The sequence below is a fragment of the Halalkalibacter nanhaiisediminis genome (assembly GCF_007830185.1).
Taxonomy (GTDB): Bacteria; Bacillota; Bacilli; order Bacillales; family Bacillaceae_D; genus Halalkalibacter; species Halalkalibacter nanhaiisediminis.
Map to the genome: position 1 here is coordinate 75,157 of NZ_VLKZ01000006.1, position 23,236 is coordinate 98,392.

General features: G+C 38.2%; 23 protein-coding genes. 6 read left to right on the forward strand and 17 right to left on the reverse strand.

All coding sequences use genetic code 11. The annotated features are described in order from the left end of the window. Positions 1–17: 17 nt before the first annotated feature. The 4 genes from IQ10_RS11595 to glsA form a co-directional block, all read right to left on the reverse strand. On the reverse strand, positions 18–1,460 hold the full coding sequence (locus IQ10_RS11595; protein WP_144450682.1) for a cryptochrome/photolyase family protein: 1,443 nt from the start codon (positions 1,458–1,460) through the stop codon (positions 18–20). A 158-nt stretch (positions 1,461–1,618) separates the two neighbouring features. Further along, the gene (pyc, locus tag IQ10_RS11600) at positions 1,619–5,071 is read right to left on the reverse strand and encodes a pyruvate carboxylase (RefSeq protein WP_144450683.1); all 3,453 of its coding nucleotides are present in this window, start codon (positions 5,069–5,071) and stop codon (positions 1,619–1,621) included. A 255-nt stretch (positions 5,072–5,326) separates the two neighbouring features. After that, positions 5,327–5,608 (reverse strand): Fpa/YlaN family protein, encoded by a 282-nt coding sequence (locus IQ10_RS11605; RefSeq protein WP_144450684.1) that lies wholly within the window; start codon positions 5,606–5,608, stop codon positions 5,327–5,329. A 109-nt stretch (positions 5,609–5,717) separates the two neighbouring features. After that, positions 5,718–6,647, reverse strand: coding sequence for a glutaminase A (glsA, locus tag IQ10_RS11610; protein ID WP_144450685.1), 930 nt, complete (start codon positions 6,645–6,647; stop codon positions 5,718–5,720). A 110-nt stretch (positions 6,648–6,757) separates the two neighbouring features. Here glsA and IQ10_RS18045 point away from each other — a divergent pair, with 110 nt between their 5' ends. After that, positions 6,758–7,309, forward strand: a complete 552-nt coding sequence (locus IQ10_RS18045) for a molybdopterin-binding protein (RefSeq protein WP_158640038.1) — start codon at positions 6,758–6,760, stop codon at positions 7,307–7,309. Positions 7,310–7,410: 101 nt separating this feature from the next. On the opposite strand, the gene IQ10_RS11620 is transcribed toward IQ10_RS18045, so the two are convergent. Continuing rightward, positions 7,411–8,742 carry a PhoH family protein gene (locus IQ10_RS11620; protein WP_144450686.1) on the reverse strand — a complete coding sequence of 444 codons (1,332 nt, stop codon included), beginning with the start codon at positions 8,740–8,742 and terminating at the stop codon, positions 7,411–7,413. A 189-nt stretch (positions 8,743–8,931) separates the two neighbouring features. Continuing rightward, complete coding sequence (locus IQ10_RS11625; RefSeq protein WP_144450687.1) at positions 8,932–9,387, reverse strand: pyridoxamine 5'-phosphate oxidase family protein; 456 nt, start codon at positions 9,385–9,387, stop codon at positions 8,932–8,934. Between the two features lie 205 nt (positions 9,388–9,592). Between IQ10_RS11625 and IQ10_RS11630 the strand changes: the two genes are divergently transcribed. Further along, positions 9,593–9,793: a YlaI family protein gene (locus tag IQ10_RS11630; RefSeq protein ID WP_144450688.1), complete on the forward strand. Its 201-nt coding sequence runs from the start codon at positions 9,593–9,595 to the stop codon at positions 9,791–9,793. Positions 9,794–9,812: 19 nt separating this feature from the next. Here IQ10_RS11630 and IQ10_RS11635 read toward each other — a convergent pair whose 3' ends face one another. Then, positions 9,813–10,142 carry a YlaH-like family protein gene (locus IQ10_RS11635; RefSeq protein ID WP_437177684.1) on the reverse strand — a complete coding sequence of 110 codons (330 nt, stop codon included), beginning with the start codon at positions 10,140–10,142 and terminating at the stop codon, positions 9,813–9,815. Positions 10,143–10,316: 174 nt separating this feature from the next. Further along, on the reverse strand, positions 10,317–12,155 hold the full coding sequence (gene typA, locus IQ10_RS11640; RefSeq protein ID WP_144450689.1) for a translational GTPase TypA: 1,839 nt from the start codon (positions 12,153–12,155) through the stop codon (positions 10,317–10,319). Between the two features lie 250 nt (positions 12,156–12,405). Between typA and IQ10_RS11645 the strand changes: the two genes are divergently transcribed. After that, complete coding sequence (locus IQ10_RS11645) at positions 12,406–12,591, forward strand: DUF5325 family protein (RefSeq protein ID WP_144450690.1); 186 nt, start codon at positions 12,406–12,408, stop codon at positions 12,589–12,591. 33 nt (positions 12,592–12,624) lie between these two features. On the opposite strand, the gene IQ10_RS11650 is transcribed toward IQ10_RS11645, so the two are convergent. The 3 genes from IQ10_RS11650 to IQ10_RS11660 form a co-directional block, all read right to left on the reverse strand. Beyond that, positions 12,625–13,515, reverse strand: a complete 891-nt coding sequence (locus IQ10_RS11650; RefSeq protein ID WP_144450691.1) for an NAD(P)-dependent oxidoreductase — start codon at positions 13,513–13,515, stop codon at positions 12,625–12,627. A gap of 3 nt (positions 13,516–13,518) precedes the next feature. Next, the gene (locus IQ10_RS11655) at positions 13,519–14,319 is read right to left on the reverse strand and encodes an inositol monophosphatase family protein (RefSeq protein ID WP_144450692.1); all 801 of its coding nucleotides are present in this window, start codon (positions 14,317–14,319) and stop codon (positions 13,519–13,521) included. A gap of 142 nt (positions 14,320–14,461) precedes the next feature. Further along, positions 14,462–14,650, reverse strand: a complete 189-nt coding sequence (locus IQ10_RS11660; protein ID WP_144450693.1) for a YkzI domain-containing protein — start codon at positions 14,648–14,650, stop codon at positions 14,462–14,464. Positions 14,651–14,881: 231 nt separating this feature from the next. Between IQ10_RS11660 and IQ10_RS11665 the strand changes: the two genes are divergently transcribed. Beyond that, positions 14,882–15,529 carry a YktB family protein gene (locus tag IQ10_RS11665; protein WP_144450694.1) on the forward strand — a complete coding sequence of 216 codons (648 nt, stop codon included), beginning with the start codon at positions 14,882–14,884 and terminating at the stop codon, positions 15,527–15,529. Positions 15,530–15,581: 52 nt separating this feature from the next. Here IQ10_RS11665 and IQ10_RS11670 read toward each other — a convergent pair whose 3' ends face one another. Together IQ10_RS11670 and IQ10_RS11675 are read right to left on the reverse strand one after the other, a co-directional pair. Beyond that, positions 15,582–15,830: a UPF0223 family protein gene (locus IQ10_RS11670; protein ID WP_144450695.1), complete on the reverse strand. Its 249-nt coding sequence runs from the start codon at positions 15,828–15,830 to the stop codon at positions 15,582–15,584. 37 nt (positions 15,831–15,867) lie between these two features. Further along, positions 15,868–16,818: an NAD(P)H-dependent flavin oxidoreductase gene (locus IQ10_RS11675; RefSeq protein ID WP_144450696.1), complete on the reverse strand. Its 951-nt coding sequence runs from the start codon at positions 16,816–16,818 to the stop codon at positions 15,868–15,870. Positions 16,819–17,020: 202 nt separating this feature from the next. On the opposite strand from IQ10_RS11675, the gene IQ10_RS11680 reads away from it, so the two are divergent. After that, positions 17,021–18,496, forward strand: coding sequence for an aminotransferase class I/II-fold pyridoxal phosphate-dependent enzyme (locus IQ10_RS11680; protein ID WP_277878007.1), 1,476 nt, complete (start codon positions 17,021–17,023; stop codon positions 18,494–18,496). A 196-nt stretch (positions 18,497–18,692) separates the two neighbouring features. Here IQ10_RS11680 and IQ10_RS11685 read toward each other — a convergent pair whose 3' ends face one another. The 4 genes from IQ10_RS11685 to IQ10_RS11700 form a co-directional block, all read right to left on the reverse strand. Next, on the reverse strand, positions 18,693–18,827 hold the full coding sequence (locus IQ10_RS11685) for a GapA-binding peptide SR1P (RefSeq protein WP_437177685.1): 135 nt from the start codon (positions 18,825–18,827) through the stop codon (positions 18,693–18,695). 137 nt (positions 18,828–18,964) lie between these two features. Further along, positions 18,965–19,417, reverse strand: a complete 453-nt coding sequence (locus IQ10_RS11690; protein WP_144450699.1) for a hypothetical protein — start codon at positions 19,415–19,417, stop codon at positions 18,965–18,967. A gap of 189 nt (positions 19,418–19,606) precedes the next feature. Then, the gene (locus IQ10_RS11695) at positions 19,607–20,674 is read right to left on the reverse strand and encodes a M23 family metallopeptidase (RefSeq protein ID WP_144450700.1); all 1,068 of its coding nucleotides are present in this window, start codon (positions 20,672–20,674) and stop codon (positions 19,607–19,609) included. Between the two features lie 147 nt (positions 20,675–20,821). Beyond that, positions 20,822–21,664 (reverse strand): polysaccharide deacetylase family protein, encoded by an 843-nt coding sequence (locus IQ10_RS11700; protein ID WP_144450701.1) that lies wholly within the window; start codon positions 21,662–21,664, stop codon positions 20,822–20,824. A 486-nt stretch (positions 21,665–22,150) separates the two neighbouring features. On the opposite strand from IQ10_RS11700, the gene IQ10_RS11705 reads away from it, so the two are divergent. Further along, complete coding sequence (locus IQ10_RS11705; RefSeq protein WP_144450702.1) at positions 22,151–23,197, forward strand: FUSC family protein; 1,047 nt, start codon at positions 22,151–22,153, stop codon at positions 23,195–23,197. Positions 23,198–23,236: the final 39 nt, after the last annotated feature.

Genomic DNA, 23,236 nt, shown 5'->3' on the forward strand with positions numbered 1-23,236 from the left:
TTATGCTGTCATTTTGTTCATTCATGACCATTTTGAACGTTTTTATACTCCTCGAACATAGAAATTGCTTTTTTACGTTGAATGTGATGATTAACAGACGGCGCTGGATAATCTCTTCCTATTAAACAACCTGCTTCTTTTTGTTTTTTTTCATCCATTTTCCACGGCTCATGAATAAATGCATCTTCCACATGTCTAAGCTCAGGAATATATTTTCGAATATACTCACCTTTTTTATCAAATCGTTTAGATTGTGTTGTAGGGTTAAACACTCTAAAATACGGAACCGCATCTGTTCCTACTGACGCAGCCCATTGCCAACCACCTATATTTGAAGATGAATCATAATCAATAAGCATTTCCTCAAAATATCGTTCACCTAAGCGCCAATCGATCAGATAATCCTTCGTTAAAAAAGAAGCCGTAATCATACGAAGCCGATTGTGCATCCAGCCTTCTTTTTTCAACTGCCTCATCCCTGCATCAACTATAGGAAAGCCTGTTTTTCCTTCACTCCAGGATTTTAATAAATTTTTATCTTGATTCCAGTTAAACCCCTGGTATTCATTCCTTACTTCTAGCTCTTTGCAATCTGGATTATAATACTGAATCATATGGTAGAAATCGCGCCATGCTAGTTCTTTTATAAACGCTTCACGCCCTTTCGTATCTTTTTTCTCAAAAACACGAAATAAAATCGTACGAGGTGAAATGGTGCCCACTTTTAAACATGGGGATAATTGACTTGTCCCAAGTAATTCAGGATAATCACGATTCTGCTCATAATCATTTATTTTACCCACTAAAAATTCTTCAAGCTTCTCTAAAGCATGTTTTTCACCTAGCAATGGCCATGAAGTAGAACATCTCTTCAGAACACTCTGAAAAACTCTTTCACTCTTTTCATCAATAACAGGAACATTTGCTGCAGCAGCCACAATTTCACTTTCAGAAAGACGGACAGGTTTTTTCTTCTGGATTTTGGACCATGTCCGCAAATAAGGGGTAAACACTTTGTAATAGGATTTATCCCCTTTTACGACTTGATCAGGCGCTGTCAAATAAGCATCATCGAACCCATGAAAGGATATTCCTAACGATTCACATATATCTTTTGCTCTTTCGTCCCGCTTTGCTCCCTCACCGACACGATCAAGATTCACATAAAGATCACTCGTTGATGGAAGTTCCTTCTTCAATTTATTCAATGCCTCTTCCATTTCTCCAGTTAAAATGTGTAAATGAATTCCTTTTTCTTTTAACCGCTGCTTAAATTGTGAAACGGTCTGAAAAAAATAATCTTCATGTGGCGATCCTTTTAAGTGCTCAGGAGGATCTAAATGAAAGAGAGCAAGCCATTCTTTCCCGCTTTTTTTAACTTCATTTATTGCATAATAAAGTGCTGTATGATCCTGTAATCTGAAATCCCTTCTAAACCAAACAACCACATATTGGCTCATATTCTCCTCCTAATTAAACAAAACTTATAAATATCATATACACATTACCCCCAAAATTACAATCAATGAAATAATAAAAAGACTGAGGATTATCCTCAGTCTTTTCCCTTTTCTACTGAACGCATGGATCTACCATTTCTCACAAGACAAAAGAATTTTTAGTCATGTGTAACTTCGATTAACAAATCTCCAGTTAAAATTGGTTCTCCGTCACTAACATACACTTCTTTTACAACACCATCAAACTGAGCTTGAACGGTCGTTTCCATCTTCATTGCTTCTGTAATCATTAAATGATCACCTTTTTTCACTTTATCACCTTTTGTGACAAGCGATTTTACAACGGTTCCTGGCATTGAAGCACCAATTTGATTTGGATTGTTTTTATCTACTTTCGGACGTTCAATTGTAGACGTTTTTACATTTAAATCTTTAATAACAACCTCACGTGGCTGTCCATTCAATTCAAAGTAAACGATACGAGTCCCGTCTTCTTTTGCTTTTGAAAGAGAAATAAGCTTCACAATAAGTGTTTTTCCTTTTTCAATTTCAACTTCGATTTCTTCTCCTAAACGCAGTCCGTAGAAGAATGTTGGTGTATCAAGGACGGAAACATCTCCAAATTGTTGACGGAATTGTTCAAATTCCATATATACCTTTGGATAAAGAGCATATGAAAGCATATCATGACTCGTCACTTGTCGATCTAATTTCTTAAACAGCTCTTCCTTGATTTCTTGGAAATTAACTGGTTCCATTGTTTCTCCAGGTCTTCCTTCAAGCGGTTTACGACCTTTAAGAATAATGTCTTGTAGCTTTTGCGGGAATCCTTGATATGGTTTTCCTAGCTGGCCTTGGAATAGCTCAACAACAGAATCAGGGAAATCTAGTGTTTCACCTTTTTCATACACATCTTCTTCTGTTAAATTATTTTGAACCATGTAAAGAGCCATATCGCCAACAACTTTAGAGGATGGTGTTACCTTTACAATATCCCCAAACATATCATTCACTGTTCGATACATTTTCTTGACTTCGTTCCAACGAGCTCCTAAACCAACAGCTTTTGCTTGTTGTTGTAGGTTACTATATTGTCCACCTGGCATCTCATGCTCATATACTTCTGTATGCGGTGCATTCATGCCACTTTCAAACCCAGCGTAATATTTACGAGTGAAGTCCCAGAATTCGCCTAATTTCTCAAGCGATTCAATAGGAACATTCGGCTGACGCCCTGAACCACTTAAGGCATAGTACAAGCTGTTGGCACTCGGTTGTGACGTAGTACCAGCCATCGAACTAACTGCTACATCGACAATGTCAATACCCGCTTCAATCGCACGTGCATACGTGAAAATACCATTCCCGCTTGTATCATGTGTGTGTAAATGAATCGGGATATCAATGGAACTCTTCAGCTCAGTCACAAGTTGGTAGGCCGCTTCTGGCTTCAGTAAACCAGCCATGTCTTTGATCCCAAGAATATGAGCACCTGCTTGTTCTAATTCTTTCGCTAAGTTCTTGTAGTACGTTAAATCATATTTTGAACGAGAAGAATCTAAAATATCTCCTGTGTAACAGATAGCGGCTTCGGCAATTTTTCCACTCTTTCTTACAGAGTCAATGGCAAGCGTCATCCCTTCGACCCAGTTTAAGCTGTCAAAAATACGGAATACATCAATCCCAGCAGCAGCTGATTTTTCAACAAATTCCTCGATGACATTATCAGGGTAATTCGTATATCCAACGGCATTTGATGCACGTAATAACATCTGGAATAACACGTTAGGTGCTTGTTTTCTGAGTGTTAATAAGCGCTCCCACGGATCTTCATGAAGAAAACGCATCGCCACATCAAAAGTCGCCCCGCCCCACATCTCCATTGAGAATAAATTCGGAAGCATCCGTGCTGTTGGTTCGGCAATTTGCTTTAAATCATGCGTACGAATACGTGTCGCAAGCAAAGATTGATGCGCATCACGGAAGGTTGTGTCCGTCAGTAAAACTTCTTTTTGATCCTTTACCCATTGTGCTAATCCTTCTGGGCCTTTTTCATCAAGGATCTGCTTTGTTCCGTTTGGAATTGGATCTGTATATTTTAATTTTGGAATTGGTGCTTTATCAAAGATTGGCTTCTTTGCTTGATCAAGACCAGGATAGCCGTTCACAATCGTTTCACCGATAAAGGAAAGCATCTTCGTTCCGCGGTCTTTTCTCTTTGGAAACACGAACAACTCAGGAGTCGTATCAATAAATGACGTATTGTACTCCCCATTTAAAAATTGACGGTGCTGAACGACATTTTCTAAAAAGGCAATGTTTGTTTTAATGCCACGGATACGAAACTCTCGTAAGTTACGAAGCATTTTAGCCGCAGCACTTTCAAATGTTAAAGCCCACGTCGACACCTTTACAAGTAAGGAGTCATAATAAGGAGTGATGACGGCACCTGCGTAGGCATTCCCCGCATCAAGACGAACCCCAAATCCACCACCAGAACGGTACGCATTAATTCGACCTGTATCTGGTAAGAATCCGTTGCTAGGATCCTCGGTTGTCACACGCGATTGAATCGCAAATCCATTACACACAATTTTATCCTGCTTTGGAATGCCTAGTTTTGGTCCATGTAATGGTTCCCCATCCGCAATTAAAATTTGCGACTGGACAATGTCAATGCCCGTCACCATTTCAGTAATCGTATGCTCCACTTGGACACGCGGATTGACTTCAATGAAATAAAACTCTCCACTTTCTGTCACCAGAAATTCAACCGTTCCAGCATTCACATAATTCACATTTCTCGAGAGCTGTACAGCTGCATTATTAATCTTTTCGCGGACTTCATCCGTTAGCGAAACACTAGGCGCTATTTCCACTACTTTTTGATGACGACGTTGAACAGAGCAGTCGCGCTCATAAAGGTGAACAATATTTCCATGCTTATCTGCTACTATTTGAACCTCAATATGCTTCGGATTTTCAATGAATTTCTCCACGTACACTTCATCATTTCCAAAAGCAGATTTTGCTTCAGACTTAGCACGCTCGTATGATTCTTTTAAATCTTCAGCAGTCCGAACGATTCTCATCCCACGTCCGCCACCACCAAGAGCAGCCTTAATTATAAATGGATAGCCATGCTCGTTAGCAAATGCCTGTACGTCATCCAAGCTATCTACAGGCCCGTCACTACCTGGAATGACTGGAAGATTTGCTTGTATAGCTTGCTCACGTGCTTTAACCTTATCACCAAACATCATAAGGTGCTCAAGCTCTGGTCCGATGAAAATAATACCTTCTTCATGACAGCGTCTCGCAAAATGGATGTTCTCTGATAAAAAACCATATCCCGGGTGAATGGCATCGATATCATGGAGCTTGGCTATTTCAATAATGCCTTCAATATCTAAGTAAGCATCAATTGGTTTCTTTCCTTCTCCAACTAAGTAAGCTTCGTCGGCCTTATAACGGTGGTAAGCACCTGTATCCTCTTTTGAATAAATGGCTACCGTTCGAATATGTAACTCAGTACATGCACGGAAAATACGAATAGCAATTTCACCACGATTTGCTACTAGCACTTTCTTGATGTTTGTTAAACCGTTCATGAAAGACCTCCTCTTTTACTAAAAACATTTTGTCTTTTCCCATTGTACGTTTGTTTTCTTGTGATCTCAAGCAATCCTGTTCAGTCCATTGAGACATCTGAACTTGAGCTTTAGTATAGTATAGATAAAACTACTATAAATTTGCAAACTATTTTTAGAGTATCTGAACTTATTAAATACCAATAAAGCGCTTACACATATACAAACTCTCATAAAAAATCAAAATAAAAACCAAGCTAGTTGATAGCTTGATTTTTATTTACGCATAGATGCTTCGTGTAGGTCAGCAAGCTTTCGTTCTAATTCGCCAAGAATTTGTCTTCCTGCATCTTCATCAATTAAGCCAAGACGAGTAGCAAAATCTATTTCTCTTGACAATCCGAACATTTGTGTATCAAGCACCTCTTCATAAAGAGGACACTGAGGCATCGTTAAATTCTCTAATTGAACTTCAATTAACTGACGAATTTTTTCCGCATCTGATTTCAGAAGGGCAAATGCTTTATCATTACGTCCAGTCACCATTTCTGCTGACATGTTGACCCCTCCTTCATGTGAAATATCCTTGTCTTTTATAGTATCTTTTTCCCTAGAAAATTGCAATGATTTTCACATCGATCAATTTTTCTATCTTTTTTCAACTACATTAAAAAATACTTAATTGATAACGGTCTGAAAGAAGCTCTAACAACTTCATACCAGCTAAACTATTTCCCTTTTCATCTAAGGCAGGACTATAAATACCTATGCCAATTTTATGAGGAACAGCTCCAACAATCCCCCCAGAAACTCCACTTTTTGCTGGAATACCAACTCGGATCGCAAATTCACCAGAAGCATTATACATCCCACACGTAACCATAAACGTTTTGACTAAACGTGCAATCTCACGTGGGATGATTTGTTCCTTTGTCATTGGATGACACCCTTCATGCGCTAAAGCAAAGCCTATCCTTGCTAAATCATTACAACTAACTTCTATCGCACATTGCTTTGTATAAAAGTCTAATAATTCTTCAATATCACCTGTTATAACGCCGTGCTGTTTCATAAAATAAGCGAGCGCACGATTTAAATCTGCTGTTTCAAATTCAGATTGAGCCACTTCTTGATTATAAGAAATCTCTTCGTTTCCGCTTAACTTTTTGATAAAATTCACGAGTCTATCTAATTTCTCACCAGTTGTTTTACCTTTGATAAGCGAGCTCACAGCAAGCGCACCTGCATTAATCATCGGGTTTAAAGGTTTTGAAGGGTTAAGAGATTCTAATTTTGCAATCGAGTTAAACGGATCCCCTGTTGGCTCCATCCCAACTTTATTAAAAACAATGTTTTCTCCACAGTCTATTAAAGCTAATGCTAATGTCAATACTTTTGAAATACTTTGTAAAGTAAACTTCTTGTCATAATTACCCTCACTAAAACATATATCATTCCCATCATAAATGGCCACAGCAACATCATTCGTATTTGCTTTAGCAAGTGCTGGGATGTAATCAGCGACCTTTCCATTTTTCGTATATAACTTAACCTGCTTGACCATGTCTTTTAAATCTTCTCCATAACGACAGACCATTAGGATCACTCCACGCTAATTTTTTTAGATAATAGCCATAGTTTTACCAAAAGTGACAAAAAGATTGAAACACTTTATACTTTAAAGAAAATCATGAAGGAGGAGTCGACATGCAAGAATTTGTTTTTTTTATTGATGGAGATGTACACCATCCATTGACCATTGATCCAACTGTTTGGATTTTTGATGAGCGCAAGGTAGATCTCGATACATATTTTGATGAAATAAAATCAATTGACGACGAAGAAACGGCTTATACGAAAGCGATTTCTGCTCAATGGGATAAAGAGATTATTGAAGGTTCAGCTCCACCACGTCCAAATTCAAATGGAAATGAAATAAGGTACGATAAACAAAAATTAATCAATGGTTCGTTTGGGATGCTATTAAAACCTTTTTTACAGAATTCGGAGCCTAAAGAAGGAGTCACTCAAGTTGAAGTTGTGCAGGCAGACGGAGCTCATCATACCATTACCTTTGAAGACGCACTTCAATGTATCGTTGGCTTTTCACATAAAGGTCAACCACTTAAAGAAGATGGACCAGTCCACTTATATTTTGGTGATGGGGCAAATCGTCAAACACCCATTAAAAATGTTGTTCGATTTACAGTGTTCAAAGAAAGTTCTATAGATCCAGTAAGCAATAGCATCACAAAGTGAAACAAGACCTCAAGACACGACTAAGCCGCTATGACAAAGCACTCATAGCGGCTATTGTTATTGCTTTAAAAAATTAAGATCAACCTTTTTTCGGAAAGCCCTTATAACAAATCAGCGGCAAGTTGGGCAAGACCTGATCGCTCTCCTTTTACTAATTTAACGTGACCACTTACCGTCTGATCCTTAAATTTTTCGACGACGTATGTTAATCCATTATTATATTCATCCAAGTACGGATGATCAATTTGTTGAGGATCTCCCATCAATACAATTTTACTGCGTTCACCGACACGGGTTAAAATCGTTTTAACCTCGTGTTTTGTTAAATTTTGCGCTTCATCAATAATGATAAATTGATCTGGAATACTTCGACCACGAATATACGTCAATGCTTCTACTTGAATCGAACCCATCCCAGCTAAGATTCGATCTAATTCACCAGGCTTTTTCGTATTGAAAAGAAACTCAAGATTATCATGAATTGGTTGCATCCATGGTCTAAGCTTTTCTTCTTTCTCTCCAGGTAAATAACCGATATCCTTACCAAGTGGGACAACCGGCCTTGCAACGACAAGTTTTTTAAATTTACCTAAATCCTCTGTTTGCATTAACCCAGCAGCAAGTGATAATAACGTCTTGCCCGTACCTGCTTTTCCAACCATAGTAACAAGATTGATATCGTCTCTAAGTAATAATTCAAGTGCCATACGTTGCTGAACATTTCGGGAGCGAATCCCCCATACTTGATCAGGGTCACACACAAAAGGTTTCACCTTCTTTCCATCAGGTTCAACTTTTCCAAGTGCCGAGCTCGACCCGCCTAATGCATCTTTCATAATAATGAATTGATGAGGATAAAATGGATGTTTCGTTAATTCAGATATCGCTATTTCCTCATTTGTATAAAAGGCCTTCATTACATCAGCATCTATATACACCTCTACATAGCCTGGATAGACATGGTCAAATTCGACCACTCGATCATTTAAAAAGTCTTCTGCTTGTAAGCCTAATGCATCAGCTTTGACACGTACAAGTGCATCTTTACTTACGAGAATAACTTGTCTTGCATCACTTTGCTCTTGCTCTTCTAGCATCAAATTTAGGGCAACTGCAATGATTCGATTATCATTGGTCATATCAGCAAAACAGTCCTTTAACCGTTGAAAGGATCTATGATTTAGTTCGACCCTCACCCTCCCTCCTTGTTCTGTTAGGACACCTTCATGCAACTTCCCCTTTCCTCTTAGATTATCTATAAGTTTTGAAAATTGACGAGCATTTCGACCGATTTCATCCATATAACGCTTTTTTGAGTCGACCTCTTCTAATACGATTGCTGGTATGACCACTTCATTATCCTGAAATGAGAAAATAGAGTAAGGATCCTGTAAAAGTACGTTCGTGTCCAAAACGTAAATTTTTTTCAACATTCCGCCTCCTGACTAAAGAATCATTTCTAATTCTTACTATTACATTATGCAGACAGATTAAGTAGGTACATAGTAGTTACATTACATTCGACTTCTTATATTGAATGTATGTTCAAGCAATCAGAGATAGACGAGTGAATCAACTGAAATCTCTGAAATAAATCAGAAAAAGCCCAGTCAAAGACATGACTAGACTTTCTTCATTGCATCCATTACTTGACGATCTAATTTTGCAGCTGCTTCTGCATCATATGTTTTATCATAAATCGGCTCATTTATTAATTTAGCACCATAAAACATCACATCACGAACTTCATTAACAGCCATTTCAATAAGAGCTAACTTCAATGGAACACCTTCCATTTTCTCTGCAATAATTTTAGTATCTCCTGCGATAGAATAGGTCGAACCATTTGCGATCATCGTTAGGACAACACCATTATTTGCTTTGATATTTTCAATGATACGAGATCTATTATCAATAGCAAAGCGAATCGTCTTCATATTTAGTGCAAACACCCATGAAATCGCATTCACATTTGGTGTTTTCTTTTCATAATCCACTGTTGCAATTGTCACATAGCGTTCCTTCTGGAGAAGTGGGAACAGATCTTCTGTTAAGCCTTGTTCAACTTGGTTTGCCATTTCATACCCTCCATTTCAAAAATCACATTTGTTACTCTCTATACTATACCTACTTTTTCCCAGTTTTAAAACTTGTTTCTTTTTTCCTTTCATAGGAAGGCAAAATGTACTCCTTTATCCAGTTATGATGAAAGGGATTGACGAATACAGATAGATTTTTTTCTGTTTTTTGCTTACAATGGGGATAGAATGGAGTGATTGTACGATGCGAGTTAAATGTGTTCTTTGTGATAAAATCGACAATCTTGATGATCAATTACCGCTAGCAAAGCGATTACGCAATCGTCCGATTCATACGTATATGTGTGATCCCTGTCATCAACGGATAACAGAACGAACAGAGTTCAGAAAAGCTAAAGGTTCTTTTCAATCAACATATGTGCAAAATAAAGAGAGCGAGTGGTAAAACACTCGCTCTCTTTCCATTAAGCTTGTTCTTTTTGTTTGCGATGAAGGTGCAATCGAAAACGGTATATACCTAGAACAACTCCAGAAACAATCAATATAACGATAATCGGCGCACCAAAAGCAAATTCCATCATCCAAAGAACGAAACAACCGATTATTAATGTAATATAAACAATTACTTTTTTCAAAACAGGTAATTCTCTAGCAAAACCTAAATTAAACACAATTAGTGCCAAAATGACAATAGCAATATAAGCTAACAATCCATACCAAGGATTCTCTAGCGTTGCTCGCATAAGCCATGTTAGCTCTTCTAATTCTTGTTCGGTTAACTGTTGATTCTCCACTCTCTCCACCTAACCTTTCTTACATAAAGTTAAACTTCACTCAGTGGTTTTTTGTCCACTGAGTGTGAGTTAAACCAATTAGGCTTTTATTAAGCAATGATATCGACTTAAACTTCCATGCTTCCCCTATGCCTTGAAGTCAAGCTTTACTACCCATTATCTGAGATCAAACTATTACTGTTTCAATGCAATCTTTCTACGTTTTTCCTCACGCTCACGTTCAGATTTATTTAGAATCTTCTTACGTAGTCGGATTGACTCTGGAGTAAGCTCGCAATACTCATCCTCGTTTAAATACTCAAGCGCTTCTTCTAAGCTCATAATACGAGGCTTCTTCATCGTAACAGTATTATCTTTGTTAGCAGATCGCACATTCGTTTGCTGCTTCATCTTCGTAATGTTAACAGCAAGATCGTTATCTCGTGTATGTTCACCAACGATCTGCCCTTCGTAAATTTCAGTAGCTGGTTCAATAAAGATTGTTCCACGGTCTTCAACTTGCATGATCCCGTACTGACTAGCCTTTCCAGTTTCCATCGATACGAGAACACCTTGACGACGACCACCGACTTGTCCAGGCATCAATGGTGCATAACTATCAAACGAGTGATTGATAATCCCATAACCGCGTGTTTGTGAAAGGAACTCAGTTGTGTAACCAATTAAACCACGCGCCGGCACTAAAAATTCAAGACGAACTTGACCACTACCATTATTCGTCATATTTATCATTTCACCTTTACGTTCCCCAATCGATTCCATGATAGAACCCGTATATTCTTCAGGAACATCGATTTGTACACGTTCCATTGGTTCTGATTTCACACCGTCAATATCACGAATGATTACTTCTGGCTTTGATACTTGAAGCTCAAATCCTTCACGACGCATGTTTTCAATCAAAATTGATAAATGAAGTTCTCCACGTCCTGAAACAACCCACACATCTGGTGATTCTGTATTTTCCACACGAAGACTCACATCTGTTTCTAGTTCAGATTTTAACCGTTCTTCAAGTTTTCTGCTTGTAACAAATTTCCCTTCACGACCAGCAAACGGACTGTTGTTCACTAGGAATGTCATTTGAAGGGTAGGCTCATCGATACGTAAGATTGGAAGAGCGTCTTGATGATCAACTGGACATACAGTCTCTCCAACATTAATCTCTTCCATACCAGAAATTGCAATAAGGTCTCCAGCTTTTGCCTCCTGAATTTCTTGACGCTTTAATCCTAGGAAACCGAACATTTTTGTTACACGGTACTGCTTTACAGAGCCATCAAGCTTCATTAACGCAACTTGTTGACCAACTGTGATTGTTCCTCTAAATACACGACCAATTCCAATTCTTCCAACATAATCGTTATAGTCAAGCATCGTTACTTGGAATTGAAGAGGTTCGTCACTGTTATCAATTGGTGCTGGAATCGCATCAATAATTGTATCAAACAACGAAGACATGTTTTCATCTTGCTGTTCAGCATTCATGCTTGATGTACCGTTAATAGCAGAAGCATAAACAACCGGGAATTCTAATTGATCTTCATTTGCACCTAAGTCGATGAATAGGTCGATGACTTCATCAACCACTTCAGCAGGTCGCGCGAAATCACGGTCAATTTTATTGACAACGACAATTGGTGTAAGGTTTTGTTCAAGAGCTTTCTTTAGTACGAAACGCGTTTGTGGCATACAGCCTTCATAAGCATCTACGACAAGTAGAACACCATCAACCATTTTCATGATTCGCTCTACTTCTCCACCAAAGTCTGCATGTCCTGGCGTATCCATAATATTAATACGTTTATCTCCGTAATTTATTGCTGTATTTTTAGCGAGGATTGTAATACCACGTTCTTTTTCAAGGGCATTTGAGTCCATCGCACGTTCATCAACTTGTTCATTATCACGGAATGTACCTGATTGTTTTAAAAGTTGATCAACAAGGGTTGTTTTTCCGTGGTCAACGTGGGCAATGATTGCGATATTTCGTATATCGTTACGAGTTTTCATGTTATTCTCTCCTTATTTGTTCATTAACTGTACAAGTATATCATAAATTCATTTTAATGAAAGAACATTCGTCGAAAAGTCGATTATTGATCTTTTCAACACCCTATTTTTAGAATAACCAATCTTTATTTGGAGCATTTTCAAGTTTCATTTAGATGTTTAACCTATTTGTCACAAAGTTGGGGTTTTTCTTTCCAGCTTTTCACGTTAAACTAATGAAAGTGATTGTTTTTCAATGGAGGGTAAACGTATGAAAAAAGAGAATGTGTTGTTCCTAGCACTTGCGGTCATTACTGTTATTTGCATTATGAGCATTGGTGTGGCTATTGCTGAAAGAAGTATTATTATTGCATTATTAGCTATTGCTGGGGTTTTTATTGCTACAGGACTCGGCTTTACCCTACGTAAGAAATTGAGAGAATCTAGTGAAATATAATAAGCTCGATGCCTCTGCATCGAGCTTTTTTTTCTAATTATATCTTTTAAGTGTAACACCAGCTTTTTCTTCTAAAGGTCGCACAATCGCACTCACATCTTGATCCCCGTACTTCTTTTTTGCTTCTGCGACTTTTTGCTCTCCTAACTTGACCAAATCAAGTGGCATATCGATTTCTTCTGCAAGTTCTAGCGCGAGACGAACATCCTTATGTAACAGGTTAAGCGAAAAGCGCGGCTCAAATGTTCTGTCCAGAATGGCATCGACAGACCAATCCATCGCTTTTGAAAAACCCGAACTCTTCTTAATAATATCATAAGCCTTAGCTGGATCTACGCCCGCTTTCTCAGACATAACATAACACTCAGCAAGGGCTGCCTGATGCACACCAACTAGCATATTGTTCAGTAATTTTACAACCGTACCACTGCCAATTGGGCCTATACGAACAATATAATCTCCAAATGCTTTCATGACAGGCTCCGCTTGCGTAAAAACATGTTCGTCTCCACCACACATAATTGTGAGCGTTCCTGCTTTTGCTCCCATTGGACCACCACTAACTGGAGCATCTAAAAAGGCAGTACCTTTTTCGGCTAACTGATTGGCAACACGTTCATTTGTCTTTCGATCAACAGTTGAATGATCAATGACAATTTTACCTTTACTTGCGCCAGCAATCAATCCATTTTCCCCTTCATAGACAGAAATAATCGTCTCTGGTAAAGGAAGACAAGTCAAAACAATATCAACTTGTTCTAATAACTCCTTTGGTGAATCTGCCTCCTTAGCTCCATAAGCGATCGCTTCTTCAACTGGCCCTCTGCTGCGGCTTACCACAAACGTTTCATAACCCGAATCAATGAGATGTTTTGTCATCGGTAGACCCATTGTTCCAAGTCCAATAAACCCTATACGTTTCATACGTTACAGCTCCTCTCCTACATAAGATGAAATCATTTCTTTATGAAGGTGAGGCTTTCCTACAATGACAGGACTTTGACTGAGCAAGTCTAGTGGCTCACCCCTAAATGTAGAAGCCTTACACCCCACCTCTTCTAATAAGACTATGGCAGCAGCATAATCCCAAGGAGATAAGTTGACACTTACATAACCATCAAGTCGATCTGCAGCTACATAGGCAATTTCAATGGCAGCTGATCCATATGACCTAACACTGCGAACATCACGAACAAGCGCTTTTAACGGATTTCGATATTGATTTCTCTCTTCTACTAGCCACCTTGCATTTAAACCGATAATCGATTCATGAAGTGGCCGTTCTTTAACAGGAACCAACTCTACCTCATTTATGTATGCTCCGTGACCGCGTACGGCGTGAAATAACTCATCACTTATAACATCATACACTAAACCAATCATTCCAACTCCGTCATGATAAACAGCGACAGAGATAGCAAAATTGTATTTTTGATGAACAAAATTCATTGTCCCATCGATTGGATCAATGATCCAAACAGTACCATTTAACGATTGAATCTCCTCAGCAACTCCTTCTTCTCCAAGAAAATAATGCTCAGGGTATGTTTCTTGAATTTTTTCAAAAAAGAAGGCTTCAACAGCTCGATCCACTTCAGTTACTAAATCATTCGGATTAGATTTTGCTTCGATATGAATAGGACTTGCAAGCGAACGTTTAATGATCATTGCTGCTTCGTACGTCCATTCTCGTGCTACTCTTTCAAGTTCTAGCCAGTCATTTGCCATTTTCTTACCCTCCTTAGAAATAAAATGGAGCTATTCTTGCTACCTTTATTATGACATAGATTCCCTATTTAGAAAAATCCAAATATAATCGAAAAAAGGTACAGCATCTATACTGTACCCCTTTTCTCCCTATTCACACCCTTTATACTTCTAACAGAATAAGTTCTTTGCGTAATTGTTCTAGTCTCTGTTTTGTTTCTTTCATCATTGGTAAATCTTCTTTAAGCATAGCATCATGTAAGGTTACAAGTTCATAGTCTATTTCGAGTCGCAACACAGGAATTCTCATTTCTCCATCTTTACGTCTAAATGCTTTCATGACTTTTTCCATACAGCTACACTCCTCTACCATAATCTCGTATGAGCTTTTAAACTGACAATCATCATTAATTTAATATTCAGTTATTTAATATAGCATATGTGAAAAATTGAAAAAATGCAATCAAAAAACTTTATTGCGAACAAATACTTCTAGTATAAATGACGTTCTTTTGCATAACAGTCGATGTCAAGAATGGAATTATGATACGATAGAAAAAAAGGTAAAAGTGAGGTACGAAAGATGAACTTGACTGGATTTACAAAAAATGACTTTGATGTATTCCATATAGAAGGATTGGATGAGCGAATGGAGGGAATTCAAACACTGATTCAACCAAAATTCAAGGAAATTGGAGAAGTATTGGCAAGTGACCTTTCGATGGCAATCGGTAATGAAATGCATCTTCATATTGCCAAACATGCACGCCGAAAAGTAAACCCACCAAATGACACTTGGCTCGCAATTTGCGACAATAAGAGAGGATATAAAAAGCATCCGCATTTCCAGCTTGGTTTATTTGACGATCACTTGTTCATTTGGCTTGCTTTGATATATGAACTTCCAAATAAGTCAGCAATTGCCGAATCTTTTCTAGAAAAGGCAGATTCGTTATTTCACGATCTTCCAATAGATTTTGTCCTTTCACTAGATCATATGAAAAAAGATGCAGTAGCAATATCAAGCTTAGCTGAAGATGAGCTTAAAGCTAACCTTAAACGTTTCCGTGACGTAAAGAAGGCTGAATTATTAATTGGTCGTCATATTAAGCCTGATGATCCCGTTGTTAAGAATGGACAAGCACTTATCAAATTCACGAAAGAAACGTACGAACAGCTACTCCCTTTTTATCAGCAAGCGATGCGCACGACTGAGTATTTACTCAAATAGTTTTTATGTGTAACAGCAAGAGACCGGCATAGACACTGGTCTCTTGTTTCTATTACGATTGCTCTCTTGCTTTTTTAATAATGTGATAGCAAGATAGACCGAGCTCTTCATCATATTGTTTAAATAACTGTTTTTCCTCGCTCTTACTTGGGACAATCTCTTTAAAACGACGATAGTGAGCCAGTAATTCCTCACGACCGACTTTATTATGATGAGCTTTTTCGACTGTTTCAAAAAACTGAATGACGTCAATAACCTCACTCGTTGACCAATCAAGTGATATTGGCAAACTCTTATCCATAATGAACCACTCCTATTTCTATTATCTCTTTATCATGTTACCAACGTTTACGAATTTCTTCTGCTTCATCAATGATACGCGTCATAAGCTCTGAAACTGGTAATACCTCATTAATTCGGCCAACTACTTGACCAGCCCAACCAAAGCCTTCTTCTTCTTTTCCTTTATAGATATAGGATTGGTTCGCTTCTCCACTTATATACGTCTTTAACGCTTCATATGTAGGCTCTGATGCCTCTATTTCAAGAATTTTATCTGTCCAAGCATTTTTAAGAACCCTTGCAGGTGCCCCAATCGAACGCTTAATTACAGTCGTATCTTCTTCAGTTGATGAGACAATTTTTTGCTTGTAAGAAGGATGAGCATGAACACATTCTTCTGTTGCAATAAACCTCGTTCCCATTTCAATTCCTTCAGCACCAAGAGCAAGTGCGGCCATTAAGCCTCTACCATCACCAATTCCACCTGATGCAATCACTGGAATCGAAACGGCGTCTACAACTTGTGGAATAAGCACGATAGTCCCTGTATCTGATCTTCCTAGATGCCCCCCTCCTTCTTGTCCAACAACCATTACAGCATCAGCACCAAGCTCTTCTGCCTTCTCTGCCTGTCTGCGTGCCGCAACAAGAACGAGCGTTTTTATAGACGTTCCCTTCAACTTTTCAAAAATGGGAGTCGGATTCCCACCTGTCATCGAGATAACGGGCACATTCTCTTCAATTGCTATGTCTAGCATATGCTCAAATGGACGACCATGCTGACCAATGGCATAGTTGACACCAAAAGGCTTATTAGTCTTCGCCCTAACTTTTTTTATTTCTTCTCTAAGTTCTTCTGGAGATGATAATGACATTGCAGTAATTTGACCGAGACCACCGGCTTCAGAAACAGCTGCTGCTAATTCAGAATAAGCAAGATAAGCAAGTCCACCTTGAACAATTGGATATTTGATTCCTAATAGTTCTGTTACTCTCGTATTCCACATATTATCTTTCCCCCTGCTTAGAATATAGTTAAACAGCCTTACAAATTCAATCGTACCATATTTAGCTAAAAAAGAACTCAATTAAATTGGCTCTTTGTTCATGCTTTAGACATGATTTTTCTATGCAGGGACCTGCATTTTTGATATACTCAATTTTGTTTTGATAAATATGCTGCAATAACTGATAAATGAGGTGAACCTGTTGTCACGACAACAACTTACTCCGTTGTTCACCGGTGTCAAACGTCACGCCGAAAAACAACCTATTCAATTTCATATTCCTGGTCATAAAAAAGGAGCTGGAATGGATCCAGAATTCCGTGATTTTATAGGAGAAAACGCACTTTCCATTGACCTAATTAATATTGCACCACTTGATGACCTTCACCATCCACATGGCATCATAAAGGAAGCACAAGAACTAGCTGCCGAAGCATTCGGAGCAGATCATACTTTTTTTTCTGTTCAAGGAACAAGCGGCGCGATTATGACAATGATTATGGCGGTTTGTGGTCCTGGAGATAAAATAATCGTTCCTAGAAATGTCCATAAATCTATTATGTCAGCCATCATTTTCTCTGGTGCAACACCTATATTCATTCATCCAGAGATTGATCCTAAATTAGGAATTTCTCACGGCATTACATCTGATTCTGTTCAAAAGGCTCTAGAAGCGCATCCTGACGCAAAAGGCCTGCTTGTGATTAATCCTACGTACTTTGGAATTGTTGGAAACCTAGAACAAATTGTAGACATTGCCCATTCTTTTGGAGTTCCTGTTCTTGTAGATGAAGCGCATGGTGTTCATATTCATTTCCATGATGAGCTACCGCTTTCCGCTATGCAAGCAGGAGCTGATATGGCGGCAACAAGTGTTCACAAGCTCGGTGGGTCAATGACACAAAGCTCCATTCTTAATGTACGAGATGGACTAGTATCATCAAAACGCGTTCAATCAATCATTAGTATGTTAACAACAACATCAACATCGTATTTATTATTATCATCACTTGACGTTGCAAGAAAACGTTTAGCAACAGAAGGAAAAGAACTTCTATCTCATATAATTGATCTTGCCGAATCAACGCGTGCCAGAATTAACGAAATTGATCACCTATCCTGTGCTGGTTCCGAAATACTTGGAACAAAAGCAACGTACGGTATGGATCCAACAAAATTAATTATTTCTGTTACTGGGTTAACAATAAACGGCTATGAAGTTGAAAAATGGCTCAGAGAACGTTATTCAATTGAAGTAGAGTTATCTGATCTCTATAACATACTTTGTATCGTGACCATTGGAGATACACAAGAAAAGATAGATATCCTGATCAAAGCGTTAACCGAGCTAGCGTCGAAATACGCTAAAGAAGCAGGACAAGAGGAAAATACTCCTGTCTTTGTTCCCGATATTCCTACTCTTGCGCTTTCACCACGTGATGCATTTTATGCTGAAACAGAGGTCATTCCTTTTAATGAATCATCTGGGCGCATTATTGCGGAGTTTATTATGGTCTATCCACCTGGTATTCCAATCTTTATTCCAGGAGAGGTCATAACTGATGACAACCTTGCTTATATTCAAAAAAATATCAATGCCGGTTTACCTGTTCAAGGTCCAGAAGATGAAACCTTTAAAACGTTACGTGTAATAAAGGAACATAAAGCGATTCAGTAAGAAAGACACAAACGCCTTGGTTATCCGCGATGCTTGTTGAAGCCTACCAATGAGCTTTCAGTTTTCAGTAATTCATTTACAGGCTGAAGCAACCTCGAGCAGCTAGCCTGATTACTCTAAACCTCATCGAAAATATATTCTTACTTTTAATGAAAAAAAGCTGAAAGACTTCTGTATAAGTCTTTCAGCTTTTCATTTATTTTTTCTGTTCTGTAGTTTTACAATGTACGCAGCTATTTCCTTTCGCATAAAGTTTAGTTACCTTTTCACCTTCGAACACATCGATCGTCTTGTTGCATGATTGGCAAATAATTGTACCCATTCTCTCCATCTCCTTTATGCTAATTTGAAAGCGTTTGCGTTTGCTTATTAGTATAATAATACATACTATTAAAGACGTCAACCTTTAATTTGTATAACACATTAAAAAAATAATGACATAACAAAAGCAACCTATAATTAGGTTGCTTAAAAAGGGTTAGAATCAAATGTCTCATGTTGAACTTCAATGAAACGTCCTATTTCTCTTATAAAAACCAAGTCATCTTCTGTTACCTCATACGCATCTTTAGGAATATGAAAACTTAGGATTCCTAATAAATGATGTTGCCTATAAAAAGGTAAAAATACTTTCTGCATTTGATCATCGATTAGAAAAACTAACTCTCCTCGAATCGCTACTGTACTTAAAATTTCCTCTCCAAACGAAATTGTGTTTTTCAAATAACAAGGACCTACACATACTTTCATTTTAAAAGCTTTCTCAGTTGCTTCATAGATACTAACTGAACAACGATTTGTCATTCGACTAGCAAGTTTTCTCGTAACTCCAATATAAAAGCTTGATAATGTATGTACCTGTTCACGTACAAGTCCAACCTCCAGACGCAACTCATCCAGTAAATGTGATTTATTGTCCATTGAGATAAACCTCCATTAGACCAAGATCAAGACTGATAATAATCCGTTACGTTCATACAACGATCAAATAAGTGCTAAATGAACGAACTTTCTTTATAGTGTTAATTTTACCATAAATCACATTGTAAAAGGTTGTAACGTTAAGACATCTATTGTCGGATATTAGATGAAAATTCTAATGTTTTTTGTCTAATCCCAAATTCCCTCTAACACTTCAAGTACTTCTTCTTGGGATAAAGGCTTCCAAAATAATTCCCCGTAAATAAGTAAATCTTGATGAAGGTGCAACTCAGTTAAATCTTGATTAACAGCCCCACTCGTTCCAGAGTTACCAACATAGCCAATGATCGTTTCCGCATTTACTCGATCGCCGACTTGAAGGCCCTCTGGTATGGCATCTAAATGAGCAAAGCGATTCATTACGCCACCTGGATATTGTACCCACACCTGTCTTCCTCTCAACCGGTCAAAAATATACTCTGGTGTCTCTCCTAATTCTTCCGTATATGCAAGATCAATATTGCGTTCTGCTGGTGACTCATACTCAACAAAATTATGATCAGCTCTTACTACTACACCCTCAGCCATTGCATAAACTGGTGTATCTGTATTTATATTGCCTCCTGACGCAAAGTCATACCAGTCAATTCCCTCATGGAAACCATTACGGTAAGCCCTAGGTGCACCTGGAAGGTGGTTTGAAACTTTACTTACTTCTGCATTTTTTATCGGTTTTTGCAAGAAAGATAGATATTCTACCATTTGATCCACATCCCATTGTTCGAAATCAAACGTCTCTGGTGGTCCACCAACTTTTTCCGTTGGCCCGTACCATGCAAATGTTACATGTTCCTCCTCAAATTGAACAGGGACTCCTAAAGCTATTTCTATAAATTCAACAGGTAAAAACAGTTTTTCTTGACCTTTTTCTCCTTCTGAAATCAGATAAATTTCTTCAGTTGGTAGGTACTCCCCGTTTCTCTCTACTACTGGAACCCCATCAATGAGCTTGAACTCATCCTCATTTATCGTGACCTCTAATGTGCGATGAATATCATCGAAGTGATAACTACCTCCCACAATTTCAATTAAGTCATCGAGTGCAAAACGAGCTTCTGACTCTGTTATAACCATCGCTAACTGCTCATTAAATTCACTACTAGGGGTAGATTCCTCATTTTGATCTTGCTCTTGTTCTTGACAGCCAACCATTAAAAGGACTAAGACAAAGAACATGATCTTTTTTGTTACTTTCATTTTTTCTAGCCAACCTTTCTCTTCATTTCGTCATATGTCGACTATTTTACCTTTTTTATTTATAGATTGACAAGCAACGAACGATTCGGAAATATAATAAAAAAGACAGCTTAAAGAATGAATATTTCCTTAGCTGTCTTCTTTCCTTTATTTTGTCTTAATTTCTTTTGGATCAACAATTTCATAGCCCTTCTCTCTCAAGCCAGTAACAATGTCTGTCAAAGCACCTAATGTCCACTGCCTGTCATGCATCAAGAGGTTTGCTCCTGCTGTTAAATAAGGTGTATTCACCATAATATCCGCTAAAGCCTCTGCATTTTGATAGTTTGCTTCCCAATCATAGCCATACGTCCAATTCATTGATGTCATATCCTCTTCTATCATAACCGCTTCAGACGTTTCTGTATTCACACCAAAAGGAGCTCGGTAAAATCTCGGACGCTCTCCGATGATTTCTTCAATTAAATCATTCAATTCAACAATTTCACGACGTTGCTCTTCCATTGAAATGTCCCCCATATTCGGATGATTCATCGTATGATTGCCAATTTCAAATCCCATTTCATGAAGCGTTCTCAATTTATCTTCTCCTGCTTCATCGGCAATGAAATGACCGTTCACAAAGAAAATGGCTGGCGCATCTATTTCTTGCAAGGTTTCTGCCATTTCAATTGAGAAGTCGTTCGGCGCATCGTCAATTGTTAACAAAACTACTTGCTCTATGCCCCCTTCTAAAGGTTCGACCTTCCAATTATCACGATTAATCTTGTATTTGACCTCGCTTTCTTTTTCAGTAATATCCACTTGCTCTACCTCATCATCAACTATAAGGCTTGGCTCTTCGATTGCTTCGTGCTCCTCACCTATACTAACAGGTGTATCTATTTCATCTCCAGCGCCTTTCTGTCCATGACCAACCGTTTCCGTTTGCTCACAACCTACCATCATAAAAAAAGCTAGTAGACCAACCTTGATATATTTCACCCTCATCCCCTCCAACTTGACCTTATCCGTCCCCAATCATATCAAAATTTTCGCGCTATCGCCATTTATCTTCAAGCTCTAGCTTCAACTCGTCATTTTGATAATGTTTTTGAAAAAATGACATTTTTATTGTGAGCAAATGTATATGTAAAAATTTCCTGACATCTACTGCATCGGATCAGATAGGAGGTTAATCCCTTTACATTAAAATTTCGGGAAACATATGGTTGTTATGTACCCGGAAGCATTGTTTACGTCCAATGATGACAGTATACAGGTTGAAGAGACTACTTTTCAAAGTTCCAGAATACGGGATTATTTGAGGCAATTTTGATAAGTGACTACGATAGTCTTGAAGTGTTAATCGCCGAATGAGCAGAGATAGAGTGTATAACGAGTCGTGCAGCTTCCCATACTAAGTCGAAAGAATCGATAAAAGAAGATGATGAGCATCGGTCTATCATCTATGTGTGGATTGTAAGGAGAGAAACGATGATGAAAAAGTGGTTTGGAAGACGTGTCATAAAAACGGGGCTTGCCGTGCTTATAACAGCATCTATTTGCCAGCTTTTGCACCTATCTCCTACTTTCGCCGTTATAACAGCCATCGTAACGACCGAGCCTACTGTAGCTGATTCCATTCGAAAAGGTGTCATCCGCCTTCCTGCCGCAGCTCTGGGAGCGATTTTTACGATAACAGCTACAACAGTCCTTGGGCAACATGCCATTTCCTATGCACTTGTTGCAATGCTTACTATAATAGTCTGTTCCAAGCTTCAATTCGATACAGGTACGCTTGTTGCAACGTTAACGGCTGTGGCGATGATCCCTGATACGACCAACCACGCCTTATTTGATTTTGCATCACGAGTATCAGCAACTTCTATTGGTATTTTTGTTTCTACACTTGTCAATTTTGTGATTCTTCCCCCAAAGTTCGGGCCCCTCCTTGTCGAAAAGGTAGATTCACTTTTTAAGAGAACTGCAAAAGATTTTTATTCAATGCTAGAAATGCATTTATCTAATCAAAGGGAACCTAATCAAAACCTCTCCCTTCTCTCCATTCATGAAGAATTAATAAAAGCATATCAGTTAGCACGATATCAAGATGATGAATCGCAATATAGGAGCTCAAGTGAGTATGAGCAACGTTCTTTTGATTATCTCCATAAGAAACTAGATTATTTACAATTGAGTTTATATCATATCGGAAAAATCGCTTACTTAAAGGTCAATCAGCCATTAACGAACAGAGAAATAAAGCTAATTTTAGTAGTAATCCATTCATTACATTTGATCCTTCACGACCATTATCATCAAATCACTTCAAATCACCTAACTTCTATTGAGCAGTTGAAAGCATTAAAAATCACACATCAGAGCTCAAACTCATTTATTTTCCAACTATGTCATGAGTTATTATCACTGCATGATGTGGTAACAGAACTATCTCAGCTAACGGCGGAAGAGCGTCGTATTTCATTACAAGATAAAAAATACCCAGAGTATATTTTCAGAAAGCAATTTATGTATGAGTAATTTGGGGTATATATGTTTATGTGGAATTTTCGACTATTT